Genomic DNA, 22,319 nt, shown 5'->3' with positions numbered 1-22,319 from the left:
CGTCAATTCAGGCGATGCTGGCCTGCTCGCGAATGCCTTCCCAGCCGCTCTTGATGGTGCCGAGCAGACCGCCGACTTCATCCAGGGGGGTGGCCTTGCGCTCGCGGTGAACCGCCAGCAGGCGCAACGTCATGTAGTCGTAAAGGCGATCGAGGTTTTCCGCGATCTCGCCGCCGTCTTCCTTGTTGAGGGAGGCCTGCAGGCCGCTGATGATCCCCAGCGCCTTGCCGAGCGCCTCGCCCATCGCGGCCGCGTCACCGGCAGCGAGTGCACCCTTGGCCTGGGCGATACGATCCAGCGCGCCATCGAGCAGCAGCTGGATCAGGCGGTGCGGATCGGCGTCAACGATTCCGGTCTGGGCATTTATCTGCTGATACTGGGAAAGCGCGGACTTGTTGTACACGGACTGGAACCTCCGGGCGGACGATTGGTTTGGCATGGCATCGAGCGTATCGGCAGTCGGTGGCCACACTTTAACCCGGACTCGTCGCACAAGCCCGGAAAAACGATTTGAATAATTTTTCTAAAGTTTGGCGGGCAGGCGTCGATAACGATCACGAATGCCGAATTTGCCGGCAGGTGTTTCAAGACGGATATCAACCAGCAGCCCCGGGCACGGGGTGTTGTACCAAGGAGATGCACAATGCCCCAGATCATCAATACCAACATTCCTTCGCTCAATGCCCAACGCAACCTGAACACCACCCAGCAGTCGCTCTCGACCTCGCTGCAGCGGCTGTCCTCGGGTTTGCGTATCAACAGCGCGAAGGACGATGCGGCCGGTCTTGCGATCAGCAACCGCTTCACCTCGCAGGTGCGCGGCCTGAACCAGGCGGTGCGCAACGCCAATGACGGCATCTCCCTGTCGCAGACCGCGGAAGGCGCATTGTCGGAGACATCCGAACTGCTGCAGCGGGTTCGCGAACTGTCGATCCAGTCGGCCAACGGCACCCAGTCCAGCGTCGAGCGCTCGGCACTGCAGGCGGAAGTCGCGCAGATCCAGCAGGAAATCAACCGGATTGCCGAAACCACCACCTTCGGCGGTCGTAAACTGCTCGACGGCACCTTCGGCACCGAAACCTTCCAGGTCGGCGCCAATGCCAACGAGACCATCTCGATCAGCATCGCGAATGCCCGTGCCACCAATATCGGTGCCAATACCGTCACCAACACCGGCACCGCGAACGCGGCTGTCGCCTCTGCCGCCACCGCACCCGCCAACGTCACGGCAGCCCAGAACCTGACCCTGTCGGGCGCACTCGGCAGTTCTGTCATCGCGGTCGCCGCGGGCACCAGCGGCAACACGCTGGCGCAGCAGGTCAAGGCAGTCAATGCCAGCACCGGCGTCGATCTGACCGCGCGCACCACTGCCACCTTGGGCGCGATTTCCGAGGCGGGCACCGTGAGCTTTACCATCGGTACCCGCAGCGGCACCACGGCGAGCAACACCGCGTACACCTCCGCAATCAGCGTGCAGGTAACCGACGTGTCCAACCTGCAGGGGCTGGCCGATGCGATCAACGCCGGCTCGGCGGCGAGCGGCGTGTCCGCGACCGCCAACGGCGCGACCATCTCGCTGGTCAACGCCGAGGGCCGTGACCTGTTCATCCAGGACTTCAACAACAGTAGCGCCACCAAGACCGCCACCCTGACCGGCGGCTCAGGCGCAGCCGTTACCCTCACCGGCGCAGGCAACGACTCGAGCGCGGTCGGTGCAACCCTGAGCTTCACCAGCTTCCAGGCATTCTCGGCGGCCACCAGCGTGACCGGCACGATTTTCACCGCGGCCACCACCGCGAGCGCCCTGAGCAGCGTGGCTGCGATCAACATCGGTACCCAGACCGGGGCGCAGAGCGCGATCGCGGTTGCCGATGCGGCGCTGCAGTTCATCGACAACGCGCGCGGCAGCCTCGGTGCCGTTCAGAACCGCCTGCTCAGCACGATTTCCAACCTGAGCAATGTGGCGGAGAACGTGACCGCGGCGCGCAGCCGGATTCTGGATGCGGACTTCGCGGCGGAAACCGCCAACCTGACACGGGCCTCGATCCTGCAACAGGCCGGCATCTCGGTACTGGCCCAGGCCAATGCGCTGCCGCAGGCCACGCTGGCACTGCTGCAGTAAGAAGCAGCGCCCTGGTGACACCGCGGGAGGATGAGTCGTGACTCGGACTCCTGCGGTTATCGTTTTTTATACGCCATGATTTGGTACTGATGACATGGAGACAGTGCCTGTACAAAACCTGATTCGATCGCCCTCCCGCGATCCGTTGCCGGCCGCCTCGGTCAATGCCGCGGCAAGCGGCAACGGCCGTACCGCACCGGCGCAATCGGCGCCGGCTGCACAACAAGCCGCTCGCTCCGTACCCTTGGCAGATCAACGCGCACGCGAACTGAGCCAGGAGTCCCTGCAACAGCTGGTCGCGGAATTCGAGCAGCAACCCGCGGTGCAGAGCCGCTCGCTGTCGTTCGTGGTCAACGAGGACACCGGCCGCACCATCGTCTCGGTGTTCGACCGCGAGACCGATGAGCTGATACGCCAGATACCGTCCGAGGAAATCGTGCGCGTTGCCAAGGCCCTGCAGGATCTGCGCGAACAGAGCGGATCGAGCCTCGGCGGTAGCGGCCTGTTGCTCGAGGAGCAGGCCTGAGGTGTAATGTGCGCCAATGAGCGGTGCCCGGCAGGCGAGGATCCAGTAGATGGCAGTTGGCGCGGTAGGTGTGGGTTCGGGGCTTGACCTCGAGAGCCTGATCAACAATCTGATCGCGGCCGAGCGCACCCCGAAACTCAACAGCCTGGCGGCCAAAGAAGCCACGATCCAGGCCAATATCTCGGCCTTCGGCGGCCTCAGGAGTGTACTCGACCAGTTCAGGAACGGCCTCGCCGGCCTGCTCGATGCCGGGGCCTTGCAGGCGCGCACCGCGACCTCCAGCATCCCTTCGTACTTCTCGGCCAGCGCCGACAGCACCGCGCTGGCGGCGCAATACGATGTGCAGGTCCTGAACCTCGCTCGCGCGCACAAGCTGGTCAGCACCGCGAACTTTGCCAGCTCCACCGCCACCGTCGGTGCCGGCACCCTGGACATCAGCTCGGGCACCACCACCTTCCAGGTCACGACCACGGCCACCACGACGCTGGCCGAACTCGAGGGCCTGATCAATAGCGCGCCGGGCAACCCCGGCGTCACCGCCTCGCTGATCGTGGTGGCGGCCGACCCGCTCGATGCCGGTGCCGGAACGCTCACGCGCCTGGTGCTGGGCGGTGCGGGCACCGGCGCGGCCAACACCATCGGCATCGCGGTCAATGACGGCGACGGCAATCACACCGACAACCAGGGGCTGTCGCGCTTCCACTTTTCCGCCACGGACCTTCCCGGCAGCCAGCTGGCGCAGCAACAGGCCGCTGTCGATGCGCGGATCGCGGTCGATGGCTTCACCGCGTTCAGTAGCAGCAACAGCTTCAGCGGCGTGATCGCCGGAGTGACGATCACCGCCCAGCGCGAGCCCGCCGATCCGCTCGCTCCGGAGGTCGCGCAGCTCACCGTGGCGCAGGACCGCGCGCAGCTCACGAGCAAGGTGCAGGCCTTCGTGAAGAGTTACAACGAGGTCGTGAACACCATCAGCGAGGTGTCGCGCTACGACGCCGCGACCGGGACTGCCGGGCCGCTCAACGGCGATTCGACGGTGCGCGGCATCGCGTTTCGACTGCGCGGCATCATTTCCTCCAGCGTCGAGGGAACCAGCACGTTCGGCACGCTCGCCGAACTCGGCATCAGCACCCAGAGCGATGGCACGCTCAAGCTCGACACGACGCGCTTCAACACCGCGCTGGACAGCAACTTTGCCGATGTGAGCCAGTTGTTCGCCTCCGAGAACGGCGTCGCCAAGCGTCTCGACGACGCGCTCGAGAGCTATATCGGGCGCGACGGAAGTCTCGCCACGCGCAGCGAGGGCTTTGACCGCCAGATCAAGTCGATCGCGGACCAGCGCGACCAGCTGGAACTGCGGCTCGAGAAAATCGAGAAGCAGTACCGCGACCGTTTCACCGCGCTCGATGCGCTGGTCTCGCAGCTGCAATCGAGCGGCGACTTCCTGCTCGCACAACTGCAGACCACCGCCAACATCATCGGCGGCAATACCGGCGGCAATAACTGATGAGCGAACCCATGGCGCGGTTGCCCGCCAATCTGCAGGCCGCCTGGGAGCGGATCGAAGAGCTCGGCAAGCGGCTTGCCGCAGCGCTCCAGGACGATGCCGCGATGGACGCCCGCGACCTTGCCGTGCAGCGCCATCGCGAGGTCGTCGGATTTTTCGAGGCCTGGCCCGCCGATGCGCGCAGTGCATCGTTGCGGCTGTCGCTGCTGCACGGGCTGAATGCCGCCAACGAGAAACTCGTGCACCGCGGCAGGGTATTGCTCACCGAAGCCGCCGGCACCTCGGCGAGCACGCGCCACAAGCAGCGCGCGATCACCGCCTACCACGCCCAGGAACTCCAGCCCGGATCGCGGCCCTAACGCAGGAAGTTGAACAGACTGAGATTGGCGAACTTGGCAAAGCTCTGCTGTGCCGCCTGCAGCACGAAGTTCTGGAATGCCAGCCGGCTGGCCGCCTCATTGAAGTCCACATCGACCGTATCCGATAGCAGGCCCTGCTGGATCAGCGCAACATCCTGCTGCTCCGCGCGCAGATCATCGACCAGGTCAAGCCGCGTGCCCAATTCGGCGCGCGAACCAAACACGGATTGCTCGGCCAGATCGAGATTGTCGAGCGTTTCGGCCACCACGCGCGCGCGTTCCGCGGCCCCTGCCGTGGTATCGGGGGATGCCTTCAAGCCGTCGACGAATCGCTGTACGGTCTCGAGCAGGGACTGAGTTGGCGAGGAATTGATCCGGAACCGGTCACCCGCCGCCGGACTGCCGCTGATGCGGGTCTCGGTACCGGCCAGCGTGATGATCTGGCCGGTCACGAAGGGTTGTGCGGTGGCGAACACCGTCTGGGTGCCGTTGGCATGGTTGCGCCGCACCACCGAGTAGGTGGTGGGCGGGTTGTCGAAGATCAGCAGCAGGTCATCGGGGTAGAGCGCATCGAACGCGGCCTGGTCGACGACGCGACCGGTGCTGATATCCCCGGCACCGGAGTTGGCCCCTGTCCTGTGCGCGGTAAAGTTCTGGTTCGCGGCAGGCACGTCGACGAACAGCTTTTGTCCGCTGTCGCTCACCGCGACTTCCACGCCCGGCGCCACCGCGAGCTTGCGCTGGCCCTGGTCTCCGGCATAGGTCACCGCGCCATTGTCGCGCTCGACAAACGGCATGGTGCCACCGGACGCGCCGGCGAACATGTAGTCGCCGCTCGCGGTGCGGGTATTGAAAATCCCCAGCAGCTGCTCATGCTTCTGCTCCGCCTCGATCACGATCGCGCCGCGCTCGGCCACCGATAGCGCGCCGTTGCCGGCCAGCACCGCCAGTTCGCGCAACCGGAACAACACGTTCTCAACCGCCTCGAGCTGGGTTTCCTCCTGGCGCAGGTCGCGCTCAGCGAAGTCGGCATTGCGCAGATACTGCTCGTTCAGCGCCAGGCTCTGCTCGATCTGCAGCGCCAATGCCGCCGCGGACGGATCGTCCGCGGGCGTGATCACCCGCTTGCCGGAGGAAATCTCGGCCTGCGAGCGTTGCACCGCGGCCTGCGCATCGTTCATCTGGCGCACGCCCGCGTTGTATACCTGCAGCGAGGATATTCTCATCGTACGATCCCCGACCGCGCTCGCTCAACGGAACGCATCGAACAGCGACTCGATGGTGGAGCGCGCAATCGCAATCACCTGCGCGGAGGCATTGTAGGCCTGCTCGAAGCGGATCAGGTTGGCGGCCTCCTCGTCCAGGTTGACACCGGAGATCGACTCGCGGGTCTGGCTCGTCTGTTCGAGCAGCGCCTTGCCGGCATCGGTCTCGATCCGCGACTGACGCGTCACCGTGCCGACGAAACCCGCCAGCTCACCATAGGCGCTCTGGTAGCTCGCACTGCCCCCGGCCAGTCTATCGGCCGTTTGCAGCGCGGCTAAAGCCAAGCCGTTGCTGTTATCCGCGGTCCCGCCGGTGTTGTACTGGACATTGAACAGATCGCCGGCAACCGGGCTGCCGCTCAGCGTGAGCTGGAAGCCGAAATAATCGGGGTCTCCGGGGTTGGTGCTGAACAGCGTGTTCGTGGTACCCGGCGAATAGGGCAGGTTCGACGCCAGCACGATCGGGGCTCTCGCATCCCGCACCTCGTAACTGGTCGCGCTGGTGAAGCGGATCAGCAACGGCGGCGTGAGCGCGCCCGGCACGGCAAAATCGGCGTTGTCACGTCGAAGGTCGTATCGGTCGCAATGACGCCGTCGCCGATATTGCCGATATCGTTGCCGGCCCGTACCGGCTGGGCGAAGGCGAAATCCTCCGGGCGCGTGATCACAGCGCGGAAGGTATCGCTGCCGCGCCGCGTCGGCTCGATGATGAAGCTGTCGCCGGCAACGAAATTTCCCGGCGGTACTTCGCTCAGGTTCAGGTCTACGGTAAAGCCATCGACCGTCACCAGGGTGTCGGTGAGCGGGCCGGCACCGCTCGCCACGATGTTCGAGTCCGATAACCGGAACAATTGCCAGGAGCCGCCAGCACCGATGTCGAGCTGGTAGTTGCTGGTGGTGAGCAACGCGGGATCGTCGATGAAGATCCGTACGCCGCCGGTCGAGGCGGGATCGTTGTCCGCGGCGGCGCGGGCACGAAACCGCGCCGCTTCGGGATCGTTGACGTCACTGAACACCAGTGCGCCGAGATCGCCGTCGAGATCCATGCCGAGCTGGTTCTGGCGGTTCACATCGTCGGCAATTCCGATCGCCACCCGCCCGATTGCGTTGAACGACTCGTCGAGCACCTGCTCGCGGAACTGCAGCACGCCACCGAGCTTGCCACCGGTGGTGTCATTGGTGACCACGCGGCTCGCGCCATTGAGCACCAGCGCCAGCTGCTTGCGGGTCGGGTCGAAATTGTCGGTCACGCTGACCGCCTTGTAGGCCAGTGAGCCGACCACCAGTGCCTGGCCCTTGCCGAGAAACAGGTTGGTCGATTTGCCCTGGGTCACGACCTGCACATCGACGATTTCCGCGAGTTGCTGGATATAGCGCTCGCGCTCATCGAGCAGGTCGTTGGGCTGATCGGCCACCACCCCGCCGACCGCAACCTCTATCTGCTGATTCAGCCGTGCGATATTGCCCGCGAGCCCGCTGATATCGTCCGCAAACGTGTCGATACGGGCGTTCAGGCTGGAGTTGATATCCGCGAGTCGCGTATAGAGCGCGGAGAAGCGCGACTGCAATGCCACCGCTTCGCTGACCGCGACCTGGCGCCCGGGCAGCCAGCGCGGATCGGCGGATGCCGCCTGCACGCTGTTGAAAAAGCTGTCGATGCGCTTCGACAGGCCGACATCCGGATCGGCCAGGATGCTGTCGATCTGTTCGTTGTAGAAGCGCAGCGTATCCGCCTGGTTGTAGACCCAGGCATCGGTGCGCAGCTGGCTGGTCACGAACTCATCGACCACTCGCGTCACGCTGTCGAGCAGCACACCGTTGCCGATGTAGGAACCGCTGAGGAACTGTGCCGGCTGGGTGGCGAATTCCGCGCGCTGGCGGCTGTAGCCCTCGACGCTGGCGTTGCTGACGTTGTGCCCGGCGGTCGCGAGCGCGCCTTGGTAGGCAACCAGCCCCGAGGTGGCGATGCGCAGCAGATCAGCCATCGTGCCACTCCGTACCCGAAATCGCGTTGTCGCGCAGCAGGCTCATGACCTTGGTGGCATAGGCCGGGTCGGTTGCGTAACCGGCGCGCTGCAGGCCCTGGATGAACAGACCCGGATCGCCGGCGTTGGCCAACGCGCCCTGGTAACGACCGTTTTCGCGCAACAGCCGCGCGTAATCCGTGAAACTTTCGGCAAACGACGAGTAGGCGCGAAACCGTGCCTGTTGGGGCCGCGGGATGCCATTGCGGAATTCCAGCGTGCGTACCCCGACACTGCGCCCCTCCCAGAAACTGCCGGCCTTGATATTGAACAGGTTGAAGCTGCTGCGCCCGGCCGAATCACGAATCACCGACTGACCCCAGCCGGTTTCGAGCGCCGCCTGTGCCACCAGCACCCGATGATCGACCCCGAGTTCCGCCGCTACCCGCCGCGCCTCCGGCAGCACCGCGCGCACGAAGCTCGCCTTGTCGGTGAATTCGCCCGGCGCCTCGGCGCGAGCGCGAACCTGCTGCACGATCGGCTCGATCAGGTTCAGTGCGTTGCGCACCACCGTTGGCACCTTGCGCGTGCTGGCGTGCATCGGTGCGCGCTCGATACGACGCTCGCCGAGACCGCTCTGATCGAGTGCGTGGCGCACATCGGGCTCGGCATCGGCCCCGAACTGCTGGCGCAGCTGGCGCTCGAACACGCTCGCCAGCCCGAGTCCTTCACCTGCGGTCAGCGAAACGCTCAACTGCTGGTCGAGCATCTCCTGGCGAAACTGCATCTCGTTCGTGTTCATCGGGTCACCGTCGGCGAACAACTCGTTGGCCGCGCGCATCCCCTTCAGCAGCTGGGCCACGAAAAACGACTCGAACTGCCGTGCCACCTGCCCCAGCGCGGCGCCGCCGTCGGTTTTCGCCAGCGTGTTGATCGACTGCAGACCGCGCAACTCGCTGAAGGTGTTTGCCGCGCTGACACCCGGGTTCATGACTCAGATCACGATCAGGTCGGCACGCAGCGCGCCGGATTGCTTCAACGCTTCGAGGATCGCCATCAGATCACCCGGCGCGGCACCGACGGCATTGACCGCCTGCACCAGCTGGTCGAGCGTGGTGATCGAGCCCATCTGCCACATATGACTCGATTCCTGCTGCACATCGATATTCGATTGCGTCGTCACCGTGGTCTGCCCCTGCCCGCCCAGCATCCCCGGCTGGCTGACCTGGGTGTTCTCGGTGACCACCACGCTCATGCTGCCATGGGTGATCGCCACCGGCTCCACCGTCACGTGATTGCCGACCACGATGGTGCCGGTGCGCGAATTGATGACCACGCGTGCCGGCGCCTCGCCGGGATCGACCTCGAGGTTTTCCAGCAGCGACATGTAGGAGACGCGCTGGTCGATATCCTGCGGCGCCTGTACCCCGATCGAACCCGCATCCAGCGCGTTGGCCACGTCCGGTCCGAGCAGCTCGTTGATGCGCGCGGCCACGCGCTTGGCGGTGGTGAAGTCGGCCCGCAACAGATTGAACACCAGCTCGCCGCCCTGGGTGAACGAGGTCTCGACGCTGCGTTCCACCGACGCGCCGTTGGCGATGCGCCCCACGCTCGGCACATTCACCGTGATTTTCGAACCATCCAGACCCTCGGTGCCGAAACCTCCGACCACCAGGTCACCCTGCGCCAGTGCATACACCTGGCCGTCGATGCCCTTCATCGGCGTCAGCAGCAGCGTGCCACCGCGCAGGCTCTTGGCATTGGCGAGCGAGGAGACCGTCACATCGATGTTCTGCCCGGGCTTGGCGAAGGGCGGCAACTGGGCATGCACCGCGACCGCGGCCACGTTCTTCAACTGCAGCCGCACGCCGTCGGGCATCGCGATGCCAAACTGGCGCAGCATGCTGAGGAAGGACTGCGAGGTGAACGGCGCCTGGGTGGTCTGGTCACCGGTACCGTCGAGACCCACCACCAGTCCATAGCCGATCAGGTGGTTGCCGCGCACGCCCGCCAGGGTGGAAATATCCTTCAGCCGCTCGGCCTGTGCCGTGACACTGGTGAACAGCAGGACGACGGCAAGAAAGCCGCGCAGGGTGCTCATAACGGCCACCAGCCGCCGTTGAAGAACTTGCCCAGCCAGCCCATATTGTTCGACTGCGCCAGTTCGCCGGTTCCGCTGTAGCCGATCCGCGCATCGGCGAGTTGGGTCGATGCCACCGAGTTGTCGGGTCCTATGTCTTCCTGGCGCAGCAGGCCGGTCAGGCGGATATACTCGTTGCCACGGTTGAGCTGCAGCCACTTCTCGCCGCGCACCCGCAACAAGCCGTTGGGCAGCACGTCGATCACGCTGACCGCGATGCTGCCGGTCAGGCTGTTGCTCTGGGAGCTGGCGGCCTCACCCTTGAAATCGCGTTTCTGCTCGAGGTTGGTCTCCAGGCTGTGGTCACCCACGTTGACGCTGTCGCCGAGCAGCAGGCCCTCGTTGAACTGGACCCCGCTGTCCTTGTTGATCTGGGTGTCGGCGTCCTTGCTGGCCTGGGTCTTTTCCTGGAGGCGCACGGTGATGATGTCGCCGATCTGCGCGGCACGACGGTCCGAGAACAACGAGGTGCCGAAGCGCGCGTACTGGATGGAACCCTTGGATTGAAACTCCGGCAGTGCCGAATTTGCCTCGAAGGGCGCGTAATTCGGATCGTCCGGCATCTCGCGCAGCACCGGCGCCGCGCAGCCCGCGAGCAGCACGAAGCCCGTCAGCGGAATCAGCAACAACAACTTCATGACTCAGGGCGTCCTTCAGAGATTCTGCGTGATGTAGGCCAGCATCTGGTCGCTGGTCGAGATGACTTTGGCGTTCATCTCGTACGCACGCTGGGTGGTGATCATGTTGACCAGCTCCTCGACCACCTCGACATTGGAATTCTCCAGCGAGCCCTGCACCAGGGTGCCGAGACCGTCGAGGCCCGGCGTCCCGTTGGTCGGGCTGCCCGAGGCCGTTGTCTCCAGGAACAGGTTGCCGCCGATCGCCTCGAGCCCCGCCGGGTTGATGAAGTCGGTGACGGTGAGCGAGCCGATCTGTTGTGCGGCCGCCTCACCCGGCAGCACCACGCTGATCACGCCGTCGTTGCCGACCGTGACCGAGCGCGCACCTTCCGGGATCGTGATCGCCGGCTGGATCACCAGGCCGTCGGCATTCACCACCTCGCCATCGCGGCTCAGCTGGAACTGGCCATTACGGGTATAGGCGGTGGTGCCATCGGGCAGCAGCACCTCGAAGAAACCGCGGCCGTTGATCGCGATGTCGAAGGCGTTGTCGGTCACCTGCAGGCTGCCCTCGGTGAACTCCTTCTGGGTCGAGACGATGCGCACACCGGTACCAATCTGCATGCCCGATGGCAGCTGCGTGTTCTCGGAGGATTGGGCACCCGGCTGGCGGCGGATCTGGTAGAGCAGATCCTCGAAGGTCACGCGATCGCGCTTGAAACCGACGGTGGCCACGTTGGCGAGGTTGTTCGAAATCGTGGCGAGCTGGGTGTCCTGCGCACTCAGCCCGGTCTTGCTCACCCACAGGGCGGTCATCATGTGCGCTTACTCCTTGGCAACTGCAACGAACGGCATCCGGCACATCAAGCGACCTGCAACAAGCGTGCCGCGGCTTCGCTGTCCTCATCGACGGTCTTCATCAGCTTGACCTGCATCTCGTACTGGCGCGCCAGGCTCAGCATCTCGGTCAGTGCCTCGACCGCGTTCACGTTGCTGCCCTCGAGAAAACCCGAGACCACGCTGACCTGCGCATCCACCGGCGCGCGCTCGCCGTTGCGGTAATACACCAGCCCGTCCTCGCGCTTGACCAGGTCCCGCTCGGGGGGATTCACCAGGCGAATGCGATTGATCTCCGACAGCGATTCGGGACCCTGACCCAGGGCGCGGACCGTGATGGTGCCGTCGCCGCCGATCTCGATCTTGCTGGAATCGGGGATCGCGATCGGACCGCCGTTGCCGCGCACCGGCAAACCGTTGCCGGTCAACAGTTGTCCGAGTGGCGTGATCTGCAGGTTGCCGGCCCGGGTGTAGGCTTCCTTGCCGTCCGGCGCCTGCACCGCGATCCAGCCCTCGCCGCTCACCGCGATATCCAGATCGCGCCCGGTTTCGCGCAGCGTGCCGACTTCGAAATCGGTGGCCGGACGTTCCGCCAGCGCATGCGCGCGGGTCGGAAAGCCGTCGCCGTAATAGATCCCCATGCTGCGCGCCGTCACGTAATCGCGGCGGAACCCGTCGGTACTGACGTTGGCCAGGTTGTTGGCATGCACCGTCTGCGCGATCGTGTTGTGCTTCGCGCCGGTCATGCTGGTGTAGAGTGCCTTGTCCATCGCAATGCCCCGGATCAGCTCCTGATGTTGATGATGGTCTGGGTGATCGCGTTGTTGGTCTCGATGGTCTTGGCGTTGGCCTGGAAATTACGCTGCGCGATGATCAGGCCCACCAGTTCCTCGGAGATGTCGACGTTGGAATCCTCGAGCGCACCCGATTGCAGCGCACCGAAAACCCCCGCCGTCGCCAGCCCGCGCACGGCCTGCCCGGATTCGAAGGACTCGCCCCACTTGGTGTTGCCGAGCGGTGTCAGTCCCTGCGCATTCTGGAAATCCGCGAGCAGGATCTGCCCCAGCGTCAATGACTGGCCGTTGGTGTAGCGCGCGAACAGGATCCCGTTCTCCGACACCTGGGTGCCGACCAGCTGCCCCGGCCCATAGCCGTTCTGGGAGACCTGGTCGATATTGAAATCGTCGCCGAACTGGGTCGAACCGGAAATATCGATCATGAAATCCGAGGTCCCCGCGTCCACCACGCCATTGAAAGTCGGGGTCGCCGCGCCACCGAGCGGTCCCAGCGGCTCGGCGTTGGAATCGAACACGCTTTGGATCTGCAGCGCCGGTACCCAGTCATCGACCATCAGGTGGTTGGTGGCGGGATCGAGCTTCCCATCCTCGTCAAAGCGCACCAGGTAGGCACTGTTGTTGCCATTGATATCAAGCGGCGCGTTGACCGGGTTGGCCGGGTTGCCCGCATTCACCAGCGTGCCATCGATTTCCAGCCATACGAACCAGTCATTGTTCACCCCGGTTTCAATGGCCGGGTCGGGCTGGTCCTTGCGGTAGTACATGGTGCCCACATGCGGGATACCTTCGGAGTCGTACAGGCTCACGGAGGAGGCGTGGTTGAAGGTGCGCTGGTCATCGGGGTCGAAGGCCGGAAACGTCGCTCCGTCCGGTGCCGCGGCGGAGGCATCGAGGTTGAAGCCGAGCCGCACTTCGGAGGTCTGCAGCGGCGGCAGGTTGAAGGCCTGGATGCGCAGATCCACCTCGTTGCCCAGATCGACCTCACCCTCGCTGTTGGCGGCATAGCCGACCAGGCGGCCACCGGTGTTGCTGGTGACGTAACCGTCCTTGTCGACCCCGAACACACCGGCACGGGTGTAGGTGCGCTCGCCGTTTTCGTTGAGGATGAAAAACCCGCGCCCGTTGATCGCCAGATCGAGCTGGCGCTGGGTGAAGGAGATATTGCCCTGGGTGAACTGCTGCGCCACCTTCTGCAGCAGCACGCCGGCACCGATGGTGCGCGAACCCGACTCCGAGAGACTGGCCGCGTACACATCGCCGAATTCCGCCCGCGACTGCTTGAAGCCGACCGTGCTGGCATTGGCGATGTTGTTGCCGGTCACGTTGAGATCCGCGGTTGCGGCCCGCAGGCCGCTCAAACCGGTGTTGAATGACATGGTCGTTCTCCTTCTTGCTGTCTCGGTGGTCTACGGTTGCTTGAATATTCGTCAGGGGCGTCGATCAGAGAATTTCCTTGACCGCATCGATACCTAGCGGGCCAACGCCATCCACGTTGAGCGTCATGTCGCCGTTGAGCCCGATCGTCACGCTGTTCACATTGGCCCCAAGCGTGGTCACCAGGCCGCTGGTCGCGCCCTCGATCAGGCCGAGCGCCTCGAAGTGGTACAGACCGGGTGGCTGCGATTCGCCGGCCTCGTTGCGCCCATCCCAGGCAAAGCGCAACTCGCCCGGATCCTGCCTGCCGAGCAGTTCCTGGCGCACCAGCACACCGTTCGAATCAAAGATGTTGAGCAGCGTGTCGTCGGTGGCCTTGTCGATCGTGATCGAGCCGAGAATCTCGCCGGCGTTGTTCAGCCGTGCGGTGGGGGTATCGACGAACACGGTGTGTCCGACCAGCGCCGAGGCCTGGATCGCCTGGTTCGACTTGAGGCTGTTGTTCATCGAGATGAAATTGCTGTTGAGGTCCTCGACGCCCTGTACCGTGCTGAACTGCGCCAGCTGCGCCACGAACGCGGTATTGTCCATCGGCGACAGCGGATCCTGGTTCTTGAGCTGCGTGATCAGCAGCTGCAGGAAGTCTGCCTGCCCCAGCGACTTGTTCTCTTTTTTCGCCGGCTCGGTCTTGAACGACAACTGCTCGAAAACGCTGTCGCTGACCTTGAACCCGTTGAATTCATTCATTGCTGCGGTTACCGGTTATTGCCCGAGCGCGAGCACGCGCTGGGCGAGTGTCTTGGCGGCCTCGACGATCTGTACATTGATCTGGAATGAGCGCGAGGCCGACATCATGTCGGCCATCTCCTCGACCACGTTGACATTGGGGTAATAGACATAGCCATCGGCATCGGCCAGCGGGTGATGCGGCTCGTAGCGCGGCTGCAGCGGCGCATCGCTCTCGACGATGCCAAGCACCTGCACTCCGGCCCCGGCCTCGGCGGAGGGATCGGCGGTGAACCCGTCAGCAAGCGCGCTGCGATAGAGCGGCGCGAACACCGGATGGCGGCCGCGGTAAGTGCTGTTGATGCTGCTGCTGGCGGTCTGGGCGTTGGCGATATTGCTCGCCACCGTGTTGAGCCGGATGCTCTGGGCGCTCATGGCCGTCGCGGCCACGTCAAATATCGCGTTGATCGACATCATTCACCCCGGATCGCGGCTTTGAGCCCGCGGAACTTGCTTTGCAGGAAGGTCAGGCTGGCCTGGAAATCGAGTGCGTTGCGCGAGAACTCGGCCATCTCCATATCGCTGTCCACGGTGTTGCCATCGAGCGAGGGCTGCATCGGGGTGCGATAGAGCAGGGCACCGGGATCACTGAAGGAGGCGTTGCCGATGTGGCCGCTGCGGGTGGTCTCGAGCACGGCGCCATTGCGTTGATCGAGCGCCTGGTTCACCAGCGCGCGAAAATCGAGATCACGGGCCTGGAAGTACGGGGTATCGGCATTGGCCAGGTTGGTGGCCAGGATCTCGGCACGGCGTTCACGGATGAGCAATGCCTGCTCATGAACGCCCAGCGCGGAGTCGAAACTGATTGCCATCTGTGATTGCCGCCGTTGCGCAGTGTTGCCATGGACCGCTCGAAATAAAGCAACGCCTGTGCCACCCGAAACAAATTCTTTTTTATCATGGTGTTGGGCTATTTTTCAGGCTACCGGTGGCCACCTGGGCGGCAATCACTGGCCGCTGCCTGCCGCCCGCAACGAGGCGCGCTGCGGCAAAAAGCCGCCATGCCTGCCGCTGGGGCAAGCGGCACGGGAATTGCTGCCTTCTGCTCCCGAAGCCCGCAACCGCCGGAAACCTGTCGCCGATGCTCGCCAGACCCCCTGCCATCCTGATGCTTGGCCTCGCGCTGTTGCTCGTGGTCTCGAGCGGCGCATCGCGGGGTGCCGAAAGCAGCATCGGGCCGACCGCGATCGTGGACCTGGTCGAACAGCGTGTGCTAAGACAACTCGAAGAGGCACCGATGGCCCAGGACGCGTTGCGCCTGGAAGTGGTCGCGGGCGCACTCGACTCGCGCCTGCGGATGACGGCCTGCGATCACCCGATCCTGGTCGAGGCCGATCTTGGCCGCGAGCAGAGCCGGGTCAATGCCAAGGTCAGCTGCGCCGCCCCGACCCCGTGGTCGATCTATGTACCGGTGGAACTGCGCATCTACCGCAACGTGGTGGTGGCGGCGCGCGCCCTGCAGCGCGGCGACTCGCTCACGGCCGATGACCTGAAGATCGAAGCCCGTGACGTGCTGGCGCCGGGCTCTCCCGCGCTGACCCGACTCGACGATGCCATCGGCAAGAACCTGCGCCGACCGCTCGCGGAAAATACCGTACTCACCGCGAGCGTGGTCGAGTTCCCGATACTGATACGGCGCGGCGACCGCAGCAGCATCAGCTCGCACAACGGCGGCATTGCGGTGCGCGCCAATGCCGAGGCCCTCGACAACGGCCGCTACGGCGAGCGCATCCGGGCACGAAACCTGCAATCCGAAAAGGTCATCGAGGTCACGGTGACCGGGCCCGGCGAGGGTGAAACATAGCAATTGACGGTAACCGGCGCTAAAGATCTAGAATGGGTGGCCGATACAGGTATCGATCACCCGAGTCCGGGGATCGGCAACATACGACGACAAGGTGTCATGGTTTCAGATATCAAGGGTTTGAATTCGCGCGAGACCACCGCTGCCCGGCAGGGCGAGGCCGGTGCGGTTCGTGCCGATCAGCGCGCCCGCAACACCGCCCGGACCGGCGATGTGGCACGCGATGACACGGTGGAACTGAGCGGTCTGGCCGAATTCATCCGTACCACGGCCAGCAAGCTGGCCGCGCAACCGGCAGTCGACGAGAACCGGGTGCGCGATATCCGCAATGCCATTGCCAGCGGGGAGTACCAGATCGACTCCCAGCGTGTCGCCCGGAAGCTGATCGAAGCGGACAACCTGTAACAGGACGAAGCGGTTTCCAGGCGGCGATTCCCCGTCCGCGCAGACCGCTCGAGAGGGTGATCGAATGCCAGCCGATGCTGAACTGGCCGCGCGTGCCATTATCGAATCCGACCGCCACGGCGTGGAACAACTCCGCGAGCTGCTGCTCGAGGAGCGTGCCGCGCTGAGCGCGCGCGATGCCGCACAGCTCGAAATCACCGTGCAACAGAAACTGCTCTGCCTGCAGGCGCTCGATGCCAACGAGGCGCAGCGCCGGCAGTTGCTCGCGCGCCAGCACGCCAATGACTGGCCCGAGTTGCTGCGCGGCATGGACGCGGCGCTGGCCAAGGACTGGAGCATGTTGCTGGAGCGGCTGCACGAAGTCGCACAACTCGGGGAAATCAACGAGCGCATCGTCAACCGCAGCAGCCGCACTACCAGCCGCATGTTGGCGCTGTTGCGCGGCCAGATCGCCCCGGTCGGAGTCTACGACCGCAGCGGGCGTACCCACGCCTGCGGCGACAACCGCCCGATCACCAGCGCCTAGCGAAATCCTCACCGAGCTGCCAAAGGTCCTCGGGCCGATCGATATCGGCGCGCGACGGCAGTTCTTCCCAGCCGAGTCCGAGCGCCTGCAGCCGTGTGCGCTGCACTGCGAGCACGTTGTCGCTGCCCCAGCGCGGACCCTCGAACACCGCCTCGTGCATGCGGCTGAACCCGATCAGCACATAACCGCCGTCGCGCGCCGGTCCCAGCACCGCATCCGTGCGCGCGAGGATTCGCGTGGCCTCCAGCAGGTAAGCAGGGTCGTAGCCGGGGCAATCGCTACCGATCAGGATCGCTGCCGGGTAGTCGCGCAACGCATGCGCCAGCGCCCGCTGCATGCGCTGCCCCAGATCGCCCGGGCCCTGCTCATGGACAACGCGGCCATGGCGCGCCGCGAGCTCGCGCAGGAACGGATCTTCGGGCTCATCGGCAACGAGACAGACATCCCAGCCGCACGGCGCCGCATCCAGCGCCGAAGCAACGCGCGCGCTCAATGTACGGGCCACCGCAGCCGCGCGTGACGGCGTCAGGACCGGTTGCAGACGGGTCTTGACCGCCCCCACGCGCGGCGCCTTGGCAAACTGCAGAAAACAGCCTTGCTGCATCTCAGGTCCGGTAGTAACGGCGGTGCAGCGCGGCGGGGCTGGCACCGAGAAAATAGCGCAACCGCAGCCACCACATCAGCACGATGGTGCGCAAGGCGCCATCGCGATCCCAGCGCCGCCCGGAACCCTGCAACTCGATATCGATTGCCCGCCCCGGCATCACGGCACCGAGACGCCGGCAGATCTCGATATCCTCCATCAGCGGTTGCGCGGGGTAGCCACCCACCGCAGCGAACAATTCGCGGCTCACGAACAGCCCCTGGTCGCCGGTGGCGATGCCGCTGATACGCGAACGCCACCACATGCAGCACGCCACCACCGGCAGCAGCCACGAATGCCCGCACAGGCGCACGCGGAAAAAGCCCCAGCCTCCGTCGCTAGCGCCGAGCGCCGCGATCGCGCGCGCCGCGGCGGGCGATACCCGGGTGTCGGCATGCAGAAAAACCAGCGTTGCGGCGTGCGTACAGGCGGCTCCGGCAGCGAGCTGGCGCGCACGCCCTGCTTCGCTCGTCAGCAGCTGGTCGGCAAGACCCTCGGCCCGGGCGAGCGTTGCATCGCGGCTGCCGCCATCGACCACGATGATCTCGACATCGGGCGCGCGCAGGCACTGCAGGTCGGCGAGCAGCAGCGGCAAGGTCTCGGCCTCGTCGCGCGCGGGGATCACGATGCCGAGGCGCATCGGCAATCAGGCCGCCAGGGCCCCCGAGCAACTGCTGCCCTGCCCCGCCGTGCAAGCGAAACAATGCTCGCCGGTGGTAATCGACGCGCCGAGCGGCAATTCGTCGAGCAGGTCGCGCAGATGCAGGCGCCGGTCAGTGGCGAGCAGCGGCAGGTCGAGCATCTGGTTGAAATCGCAGTCGTACACGAAACCGCGCCAGTCCACGCTGAGCAGGCGCCGGCACATCACCTCCGCGAGGTTGTGCTCGACATAATTATGCTTGAGCAGCGCGATGTAATCGTGAAACTGGTTCTGCGCCAGCAGCACCGCGCCGAAGCGGCTGACCGGCAGGTTGGTCAGCGTCAGCAGGCGATCGAACACAATGCCGAAGCGCGCCAGCAGCTCGCGCTTGTAATCCTGCTCCAGCACCTGCTGCGGCGGCGGCAGCACCGGCCCGAGCGGGTTGTAGACCAGGTTCAGCACCAGCTCTCCACCCTTGCCGTAGCCGAGCTCGTTGAGACGGCGCAAACCCGCGACGCTGCGCGCGTAAACGCCGTGCCCGCGCTGGGAATCGACATTGGTCTCGAGATAACAGGGCAACGAGGCCGTCACCGCGACCCGCTCGGCGGCGAGAAATTCCGCGAGGTCTTCCTGCCCCGGCTCCTGCAGGACCGTCAGGTTGCTGCGATCGATCACCGCGATCCCGCTGGCGCGTGCCGCGCGCACCAAGTGGCGGAAACGCGGGTGTCGCTCGGGCGCCCCGCCGGTGACATCGACCGTCTTTATGCCGTGCCGGCGCCCCGCCGCGAGCGCCCGCTCGATCTGTTCGAGCTCCATCGTCTCGGTGCGCGTGGGCCCGGCATTGACGTGGCAATGGGTGCAGCTCTGGTTGCAGCGATAGCCGAGGTTCAACTGCAGCGTGTCGACCGCGAGCCGTTCGATGGCCGGAAACGCGGAAGCGAGCAGCAGCGGGCGGGTATCCTGCATCGGTGAACTCTCCTCGATAAAGCGCGCAGAACATCACGATTCGGCATCACGCGCAAGCGTCGCGACTTGATCTCGCGCCGCGCGCTACCGCAGAATCACCCGCTCTCATCCGCAACCGCGAGCCGCATGCATGAAACTCTACCAGTCCATTGGCCCCAACCCCCGCGTCGTCAACATGTTCATCGCCGAAAAGGGCGTGCATATCGTGCGCGAGGAAATCGACATCATGAAGGGCGCCAATCGCCAGGCCGAATACCTGCGGGTCAACCCGGGTGGACAGTCGCCGGCACTGGTGCTGGATTCGGGGCAGGTGATCAGCGAGGTCACCGCGATCTGCGAATACCTCGAGGAGCTTCACCCCGAGCCGGTGCTGATCGGCTCCGACGCCGCGCAGCGCGCCCTCACCCGCATGTGGACCCGGCGCATCGACCTCAATATCACCGAACCGATGACCAACGGCTTTCGCTTTGCCGAAGGCCTGCCGATGTTCAGGGACCGCATGCATTGCATTCCGCACGCAGCGGCGGACCTGAAGGAAATCGCCCAGCGCGGGCTGCGCTGGCTGGACGCCCAGATTGGCAACGCGCCATTCATTACCGGCGAGCGATTCTCGCTGGCCGATATCCTGTTGTTCTGCTTCGTGGATTTTGGCGCCAGTGTCGGCCAGCCGCTCGACCCGAACAATCGCAACATCATGCGCTGGTACGACAGCGTCAAGGCGCGTCCGTCCGCGGCGGCAAGCGTGCACCGCGCCTAGCGCACCGACCGGGCCGCGGTGGCGCTGCCCCCGACCGATCGCCGCTTCGCTCCGCGTTTCGCTGTTGCGATCGAGGCGCGGCTGCTGCGCGCCGATGGCAAGGGCTTCGCGGCAACGGTATGCAATATCTCGCACTCCGGCCTGCTGGCGTGCGTAGCGGCCGCCGATGTCGCCGCGCTGCTGCCAAACGTCGCCCGCGAGCTGCGCCATCTGCCGGTCGGGTTGCAGGTGGGATTCATGGCGGGCGCGGCCCGGATTCACGTCGAATGCGGCATCGCGCACCTGCGGCGCATATCCGCAACGGGCTGCGAGATCGGGCTCGAGTTCCGCGAGTTCCGCGATGACGGCGCCGCGCGGCTCGAGGAATTCTGCCTCCAGCTCGGCGCCGCGTTTGCGCACCCCGAAGCCGATCCCTAGAATGGCGCCCGGCGCGCCATGTCCCCATAGTTCAATGGATAGAACGGGGTCCTCCTAAGACTCAGATGCAGGTTCGATTCCTGCTGGGGGCACCAGATAATTCGTAACCGTCACCGGTGAGCGCAGCCCGAGACGCAAGGCGCTTGCTGCGTCGTGCCATCCGCTGATTTCAGGTTCGCTGAAGGGCTATTCGTGACGAATTCTTTAAAAAAAACCCGCCGAAGCGGGTTTTTTTCAGCTCGGACCGGCCTCAGGCGTGCTTCTTGCGAACCGCGCCGAGACCAACCAGGCCCAGACCGAGCAATCCGAGGGTGCCGGGAAGCGGTACTTCGGACACGCTGATGCGTGCGACCGAGAAATCGCTCCGGGCATTGCTCGTGGTGAAGAAGCGCAGCGTCTGCCCGACAACCGGCTGGGAGAGACTGAACATCAGGTAACCACCGATGCTGTCGCCACTGCCATCAGCCGCGCCGCGGAACGCATCGAAGATCGAACCCCCATCGATGCTGAACTGCGCATGCTCCGACTTGCCACCCTCGTTCGCGTTGTTGAAGACATCGAGAAACTCGACGCTGTTGACGCGATAGGCCTTGCCGAGATCGACCGTCAGGACTTCCCGTCCGAAGGTCACTTCGTCATCGCCGATGCCAACGCCGTCACCAAGGCACGCAAGACCCGCACCCGCCGCAACGCAACCGCTGCGCTCGCTGGCACTGGTATTGCTGGTGACGTTGCCACCAAACGCCGACACGCTGACTGCACCAAGCGATGCCGGGTCGGTCAGGTCAATGTGGCTGGCCATTACCGCAGCGCTGGCCATAGTCAAAGCGACTGCGACGGTGTGCTTGAGGTAGTTGAACATCTGCGTATCTTCCCTTCGGTTCCATGACGTCAAACTCACCCTAAACAAAGCAAGCATCAGGCCATAAAAGGAAAATGTTTATAAACCAGATAGATAGAGAATGTTTCAGGTTTCTCGTAGAACCCATATGTAAAATTTTTCGACGTGCTTACTATGCCCCGAAACCGCGCATTTGCGGCTGTGATCAGCCTTCGCGCCACCCGTTCCGGCGCCCGCCCCCCCCTTTTTGCACTGTTTACATTCAGAATCAGTTGATGATTTGTTTCTACCGCGTAGCGGCTTGGTTCAACAACTCGTTCCAGCCGACGTCGGTGTCGTCGCTTCGCTCCTCGGCCGCCGCGGCTGAGCTTAGTCGTTGGGTTGCCAATGAGGTTTAGGAAATGAGTGGTTGCTGTAATGACAGTTGCGCTGTTGACGCCCTTGGCGAGAGACAGCGGGGAACGCTGAGAATTGTGCTCGGCGTCAATGCCATGATGTTTCTGGTTATTGCGGTGGCCGCGCTTCATGGAAAGTCAACGGCACTGCTCGCGGACAGCCTTGATAACCTTGGAGATGCTTTGACATATGGTCTTAGCCTGTACGCTGTTTCCAGGGGAGCCGCCGTAAAGGCCAAGGTCGCGCTGTTTAAAGGCGGCTTGATTTTCTTGGCAGCATGTGTCGTGGCTGCCCAGGTTGCCTACAAGGGTTTCGTTCCAAGCGTCCCCATCTTCGAGATCATGGGCGCGTTCAGTCTTCTCGGTCTCGTCGCAAACGCACTCTGTCTTTACCTGCTTTGGCGGCATCGGCACGACGATGTAAACATGAGTTCGGTGTGGGAGTGTTCACGAAACGATATCGCAACAAATCTCTCGGTTTTTGTCGCGGCTGGAGCGGTTTGGATCACCGGTTCGGGTTGGCCCGATATTTTGGTTGCACTAGGTCTCGTATGGTTGTTGATACGTTCTTCGATTCGAGTCATTTCATCAGCCACGGCAGAGCTTCGTGCAGTAAGCTGACGAATCAGGA

27 protein-coding genes and 1 tRNA gene are annotated in these 22,319 nt (G+C 64.3%); 11 read left to right on the top strand and 17 right to left on the bottom strand.

Annotated elements, in window-relative coordinates; all coding sequences use genetic code 11:
• Positions 1–7: 7 nt before the first annotated feature.
• Entirely contained in the window at positions 8–439 is a 432-nt protein-coding gene (gene fliS / locus IPF49_16070) for a flagellar export chaperone FliS (GenBank protein ID MBK6289118.1), read from the bottom strand.
• A gap of 204 nt (positions 440–643) precedes the next feature.
• On the opposite strand from fliS, the gene IPF49_16065 reads away from it, so the two are divergent.
• The 4 genes from IPF49_16065 (at position 644) to IPF49_16050 (ending at position 4,511) form a co-directional block, all read left to right on the top strand.
• Positions 644–2,122 (top strand): flagellin, encoded by a 1,479-nt coding sequence (locus tag IPF49_16065; GenBank protein ID MBK6289117.1) that lies wholly within the window; start codon positions 644–646, stop codon positions 2,120–2,122.
• Positions 2,123–2,225: 103 nt separating this feature from the next.
• Complete coding sequence (locus IPF49_16060) at positions 2,226–2,648, top strand: flagellar protein FlaG (protein MBK6289116.1); 423 nt, start codon at positions 2,226–2,228, stop codon at positions 2,646–2,648.
• A gap of 49 nt (positions 2,649–2,697) precedes the next feature.
• On the top strand, positions 2,698–4,152 hold the full coding sequence (gene fliD / locus IPF49_16055; GenBank protein ID MBK6289115.1) for a flagellar filament capping protein FliD: 1,455 nt from the start codon (positions 2,698–2,700) through the stop codon (positions 4,150–4,152).
• On the top strand, positions 4,152–4,511 hold the full coding sequence (locus tag IPF49_16050) for a hypothetical protein (protein ID MBK6289114.1): 360 nt from the start codon (positions 4,152–4,154) through the stop codon (positions 4,509–4,511). Before fliD ends, IPF49_16050 begins: the two co-directional genes overlap by 1 nt.
• On the opposite strand, the gene flgL is transcribed toward IPF49_16050, so the two are convergent.
• The 12 genes from flgL to flgB form a co-directional block, all read right to left on the bottom strand.
• The gene (flgL, locus tag IPF49_16045) at positions 4,508–5,737 is read right to left on the bottom strand and encodes a flagellar hook-associated protein FlgL (GenBank protein ID MBK6289113.1); all 1,230 of its coding nucleotides are present in this window, start codon (positions 5,735–5,737) and stop codon (positions 4,508–4,510) included. The genes IPF49_16050 and flgL overlap by 4 nt on opposite strands.
• A 24-nt stretch (positions 5,738–5,761) precedes the next feature.
• A complete protein-coding gene (locus IPF49_16040; protein MBK6289112.1) occupies positions 5,762–6,319 on the bottom strand; it encodes a hypothetical protein in 558 nt (185 codons plus the stop codon).
• A complete protein-coding gene (gene flgK, locus IPF49_16035; protein ID MBK6289111.1) occupies positions 6,289–7,761 on the bottom strand; it encodes a flagellar hook-associated protein FlgK in 1,473 nt (490 codons plus the stop codon). Before flgK ends, IPF49_16040 begins: the two co-directional genes overlap by 31 nt.
• Positions 7,754–8,731, bottom strand: a complete 978-nt coding sequence (gene flgJ, locus IPF49_16030) for a flagellar assembly peptidoglycan hydrolase FlgJ (GenBank protein ID MBK6289110.1) — start codon at positions 8,729–8,731, stop codon at positions 7,754–7,756. Before flgJ ends, flgK begins: the two co-directional genes overlap by 8 nt.
• Positions 8,732–8,734: 3 nt before the next feature.
• On the bottom strand, positions 8,735–9,841 hold the full coding sequence (locus tag IPF49_16025) for a flagellar basal body P-ring protein FlgI (GenBank protein MBK6289109.1): 1,107 nt from the start codon (positions 9,839–9,841) through the stop codon (positions 8,735–8,737).
• Positions 9,838–10,518 (bottom strand): flagellar basal body L-ring protein FlgH, encoded by a 681-nt coding sequence (gene flgH / locus IPF49_16020; protein ID MBK6289108.1) that lies wholly within the window; start codon positions 10,516–10,518, stop codon positions 9,838–9,840. Before flgH ends, IPF49_16025 begins: the two co-directional genes overlap by 4 nt.
• A gap of 15 nt (positions 10,519–10,533) precedes the next feature.
• On the bottom strand, positions 10,534–11,319 hold the full coding sequence (gene flgG / locus IPF49_16015; protein ID MBK6289107.1) for a flagellar basal-body rod protein FlgG: 786 nt from the start codon (positions 11,317–11,319) through the stop codon (positions 10,534–10,536).
• A gap of 44 nt (positions 11,320–11,363) precedes the next feature.
• Positions 11,364–12,107, bottom strand: coding sequence for a flagellar basal-body rod protein FlgF (flgF, locus tag IPF49_16010; protein ID MBK6289106.1), 744 nt, complete (start codon positions 12,105–12,107; stop codon positions 11,364–11,366).
• Between the two features lie 14 nt (positions 12,108–12,121).
• Positions 12,122–13,510: a flagellar hook protein FlgE gene (flgE, locus tag IPF49_16005; GenBank protein MBK6289105.1), complete on the bottom strand. Its 1,389-nt coding sequence runs from the start codon at positions 13,508–13,510 to the stop codon at positions 12,122–12,124.
• A 64-nt stretch (positions 13,511–13,574) separates the two neighbouring features.
• The gene (locus IPF49_16000) at positions 13,575–14,255 is read right to left on the bottom strand and encodes a flagellar hook assembly protein FlgD (protein ID MBK6289104.1); all 681 of its coding nucleotides are present in this window, start codon (positions 14,253–14,255) and stop codon (positions 13,575–13,577) included.
• 15 nt (positions 14,256–14,270) lie between these two features.
• Complete coding sequence (gene flgC, locus IPF49_15995; protein MBK6289103.1) at positions 14,271–14,708, bottom strand: flagellar basal body rod protein FlgC; 438 nt, start codon at positions 14,706–14,708, stop codon at positions 14,271–14,273.
• Positions 14,708–15,106 carry a flagellar basal body rod protein FlgB gene (gene flgB, locus IPF49_15990; GenBank protein ID MBK6289102.1) on the bottom strand — a complete coding sequence of 133 codons (399 nt, stop codon included), beginning with the start codon at positions 15,104–15,106 and terminating at the stop codon, positions 14,708–14,710. Before flgB ends, flgC begins: the two co-directional genes overlap by 1 nt.
• A gap of 269 nt (positions 15,107–15,375) precedes the next feature.
• On the opposite strand from flgB, the gene flgA reads away from it, so the two are divergent.
• From flgA to IPF49_15975, 3 genes are all read left to right on the top strand, one after another.
• On the top strand, positions 15,376–16,098 hold the full coding sequence (gene flgA / locus IPF49_15985) for a flagellar basal body P-ring formation protein FlgA (protein MBK6289101.1): 723 nt from the start codon (positions 15,376–15,378) through the stop codon (positions 16,096–16,098).
• 99 nt (positions 16,099–16,197) lie between these two features.
• Entirely contained in the window at positions 16,198–16,503 is a 306-nt protein-coding gene (gene flgM, locus IPF49_15980; GenBank protein MBK6289100.1) for a flagellar biosynthesis anti-sigma factor FlgM, read from the top strand.
• A gap of 64 nt (positions 16,504–16,567) precedes the next feature.
• The gene (locus IPF49_15975; GenBank protein ID MBK6289099.1) at positions 16,568–17,029 is read left to right on the top strand and encodes a flagellar protein FlgN; all 462 of its coding nucleotides are present in this window, start codon (positions 16,568–16,570) and stop codon (positions 17,027–17,029) included.
• Here IPF49_15975 and IPF49_15970 read toward each other — a convergent pair.
• From IPF49_15970 to arsS, 3 genes are read right to left on the bottom strand one after another with little or no spacing between them, the layout of a single operon-like run.
• Positions 17,016–17,633 carry a TIGR04282 family arsenosugar biosynthesis glycosyltransferase gene (locus tag IPF49_15970; GenBank protein MBK6289098.1) on the bottom strand — a complete coding sequence of 206 codons (618 nt, stop codon included), beginning with the start codon at positions 17,631–17,633 and terminating at the stop codon, positions 17,016–17,018. The genes IPF49_15975 and IPF49_15970 overlap by 14 nt on opposite strands.
• Before the next feature lies 1 nt (position 17,634).
• Entirely contained in the window at positions 17,635–18,312 is a 678-nt protein-coding gene (locus IPF49_15965) for a TIGR04283 family arsenosugar biosynthesis glycosyltransferase (GenBank protein MBK6289097.1), read from the bottom strand.
• A gap of 6 nt (positions 18,313–18,318) precedes the next feature.
• Positions 18,319–19,278: an arsenosugar biosynthesis radical SAM protein ArsS gene (gene arsS / locus IPF49_15960; GenBank protein MBK6289096.1), complete on the bottom strand. Its 960-nt coding sequence runs from the start codon at positions 19,276–19,278 to the stop codon at positions 18,319–18,321.
• A gap of 130 nt (positions 19,279–19,408) precedes the next feature.
• On the opposite strand from arsS, the gene IPF49_15955 reads away from it, so the two are divergent.
• The 3 genes from IPF49_15955 to IPF49_15945 all read left to right on the top strand — a co-directional run bounded on the left by IPF49_15955 (position 19,409) and on the right by IPF49_15945 (position 20,547).
• Positions 19,409–20,035 carry a glutathione S-transferase family protein gene (locus IPF49_15955; protein ID MBK6289095.1) on the top strand — a complete coding sequence of 209 codons (627 nt, stop codon included), beginning with the start codon at positions 19,409–19,411 and terminating at the stop codon, positions 20,033–20,035.
• 18 nt (positions 20,036–20,053) lie between these two features.
• Complete coding sequence (locus tag IPF49_15950) at positions 20,054–20,452, top strand: PilZ domain-containing protein (GenBank protein ID MBK6289094.1); 399 nt, start codon at positions 20,054–20,056, stop codon at positions 20,450–20,452.
• A 20-nt stretch (positions 20,453–20,472) separates the two neighbouring features.
• A tRNA-Arg gene (locus IPF49_15945) sits at positions 20,473–20,547 on the top strand.
• Positions 20,548–20,702: 155 nt separating this feature from the next.
• On the opposite strand, the gene IPF49_15940 is transcribed toward IPF49_15945, so the two are convergent.
• Positions 20,703–21,371 carry a PEP-CTERM sorting domain-containing protein gene (locus IPF49_15940; protein MBK6289093.1) on the bottom strand — a complete coding sequence of 223 codons (669 nt, stop codon included), beginning with the start codon at positions 21,369–21,371 and terminating at the stop codon, positions 20,703–20,705.
• 323 nt (positions 21,372–21,694) lie between these two features.
• Here IPF49_15940 and IPF49_15935 point away from each other — a divergent pair, with 323 nt between their 5' ends.
• Positions 21,695–22,309, top strand: coding sequence for a cation transporter (locus tag IPF49_15935; GenBank protein ID MBK6289092.1), 615 nt, complete (start codon positions 21,695–21,697; stop codon positions 22,307–22,309).
• Positions 22,310–22,319 lie beyond the last annotated feature (10 nt).

The organism is Gammaproteobacteria bacterium, from assembly GCA_016705365.1.
Taxonomy (GTDB): domain Bacteria; phylum Pseudomonadota; class Gammaproteobacteria; order Pseudomonadales; family UBA5518; genus UBA5518.
This window is presented reverse-complemented; position numbering and strand designations above follow the sequence as displayed.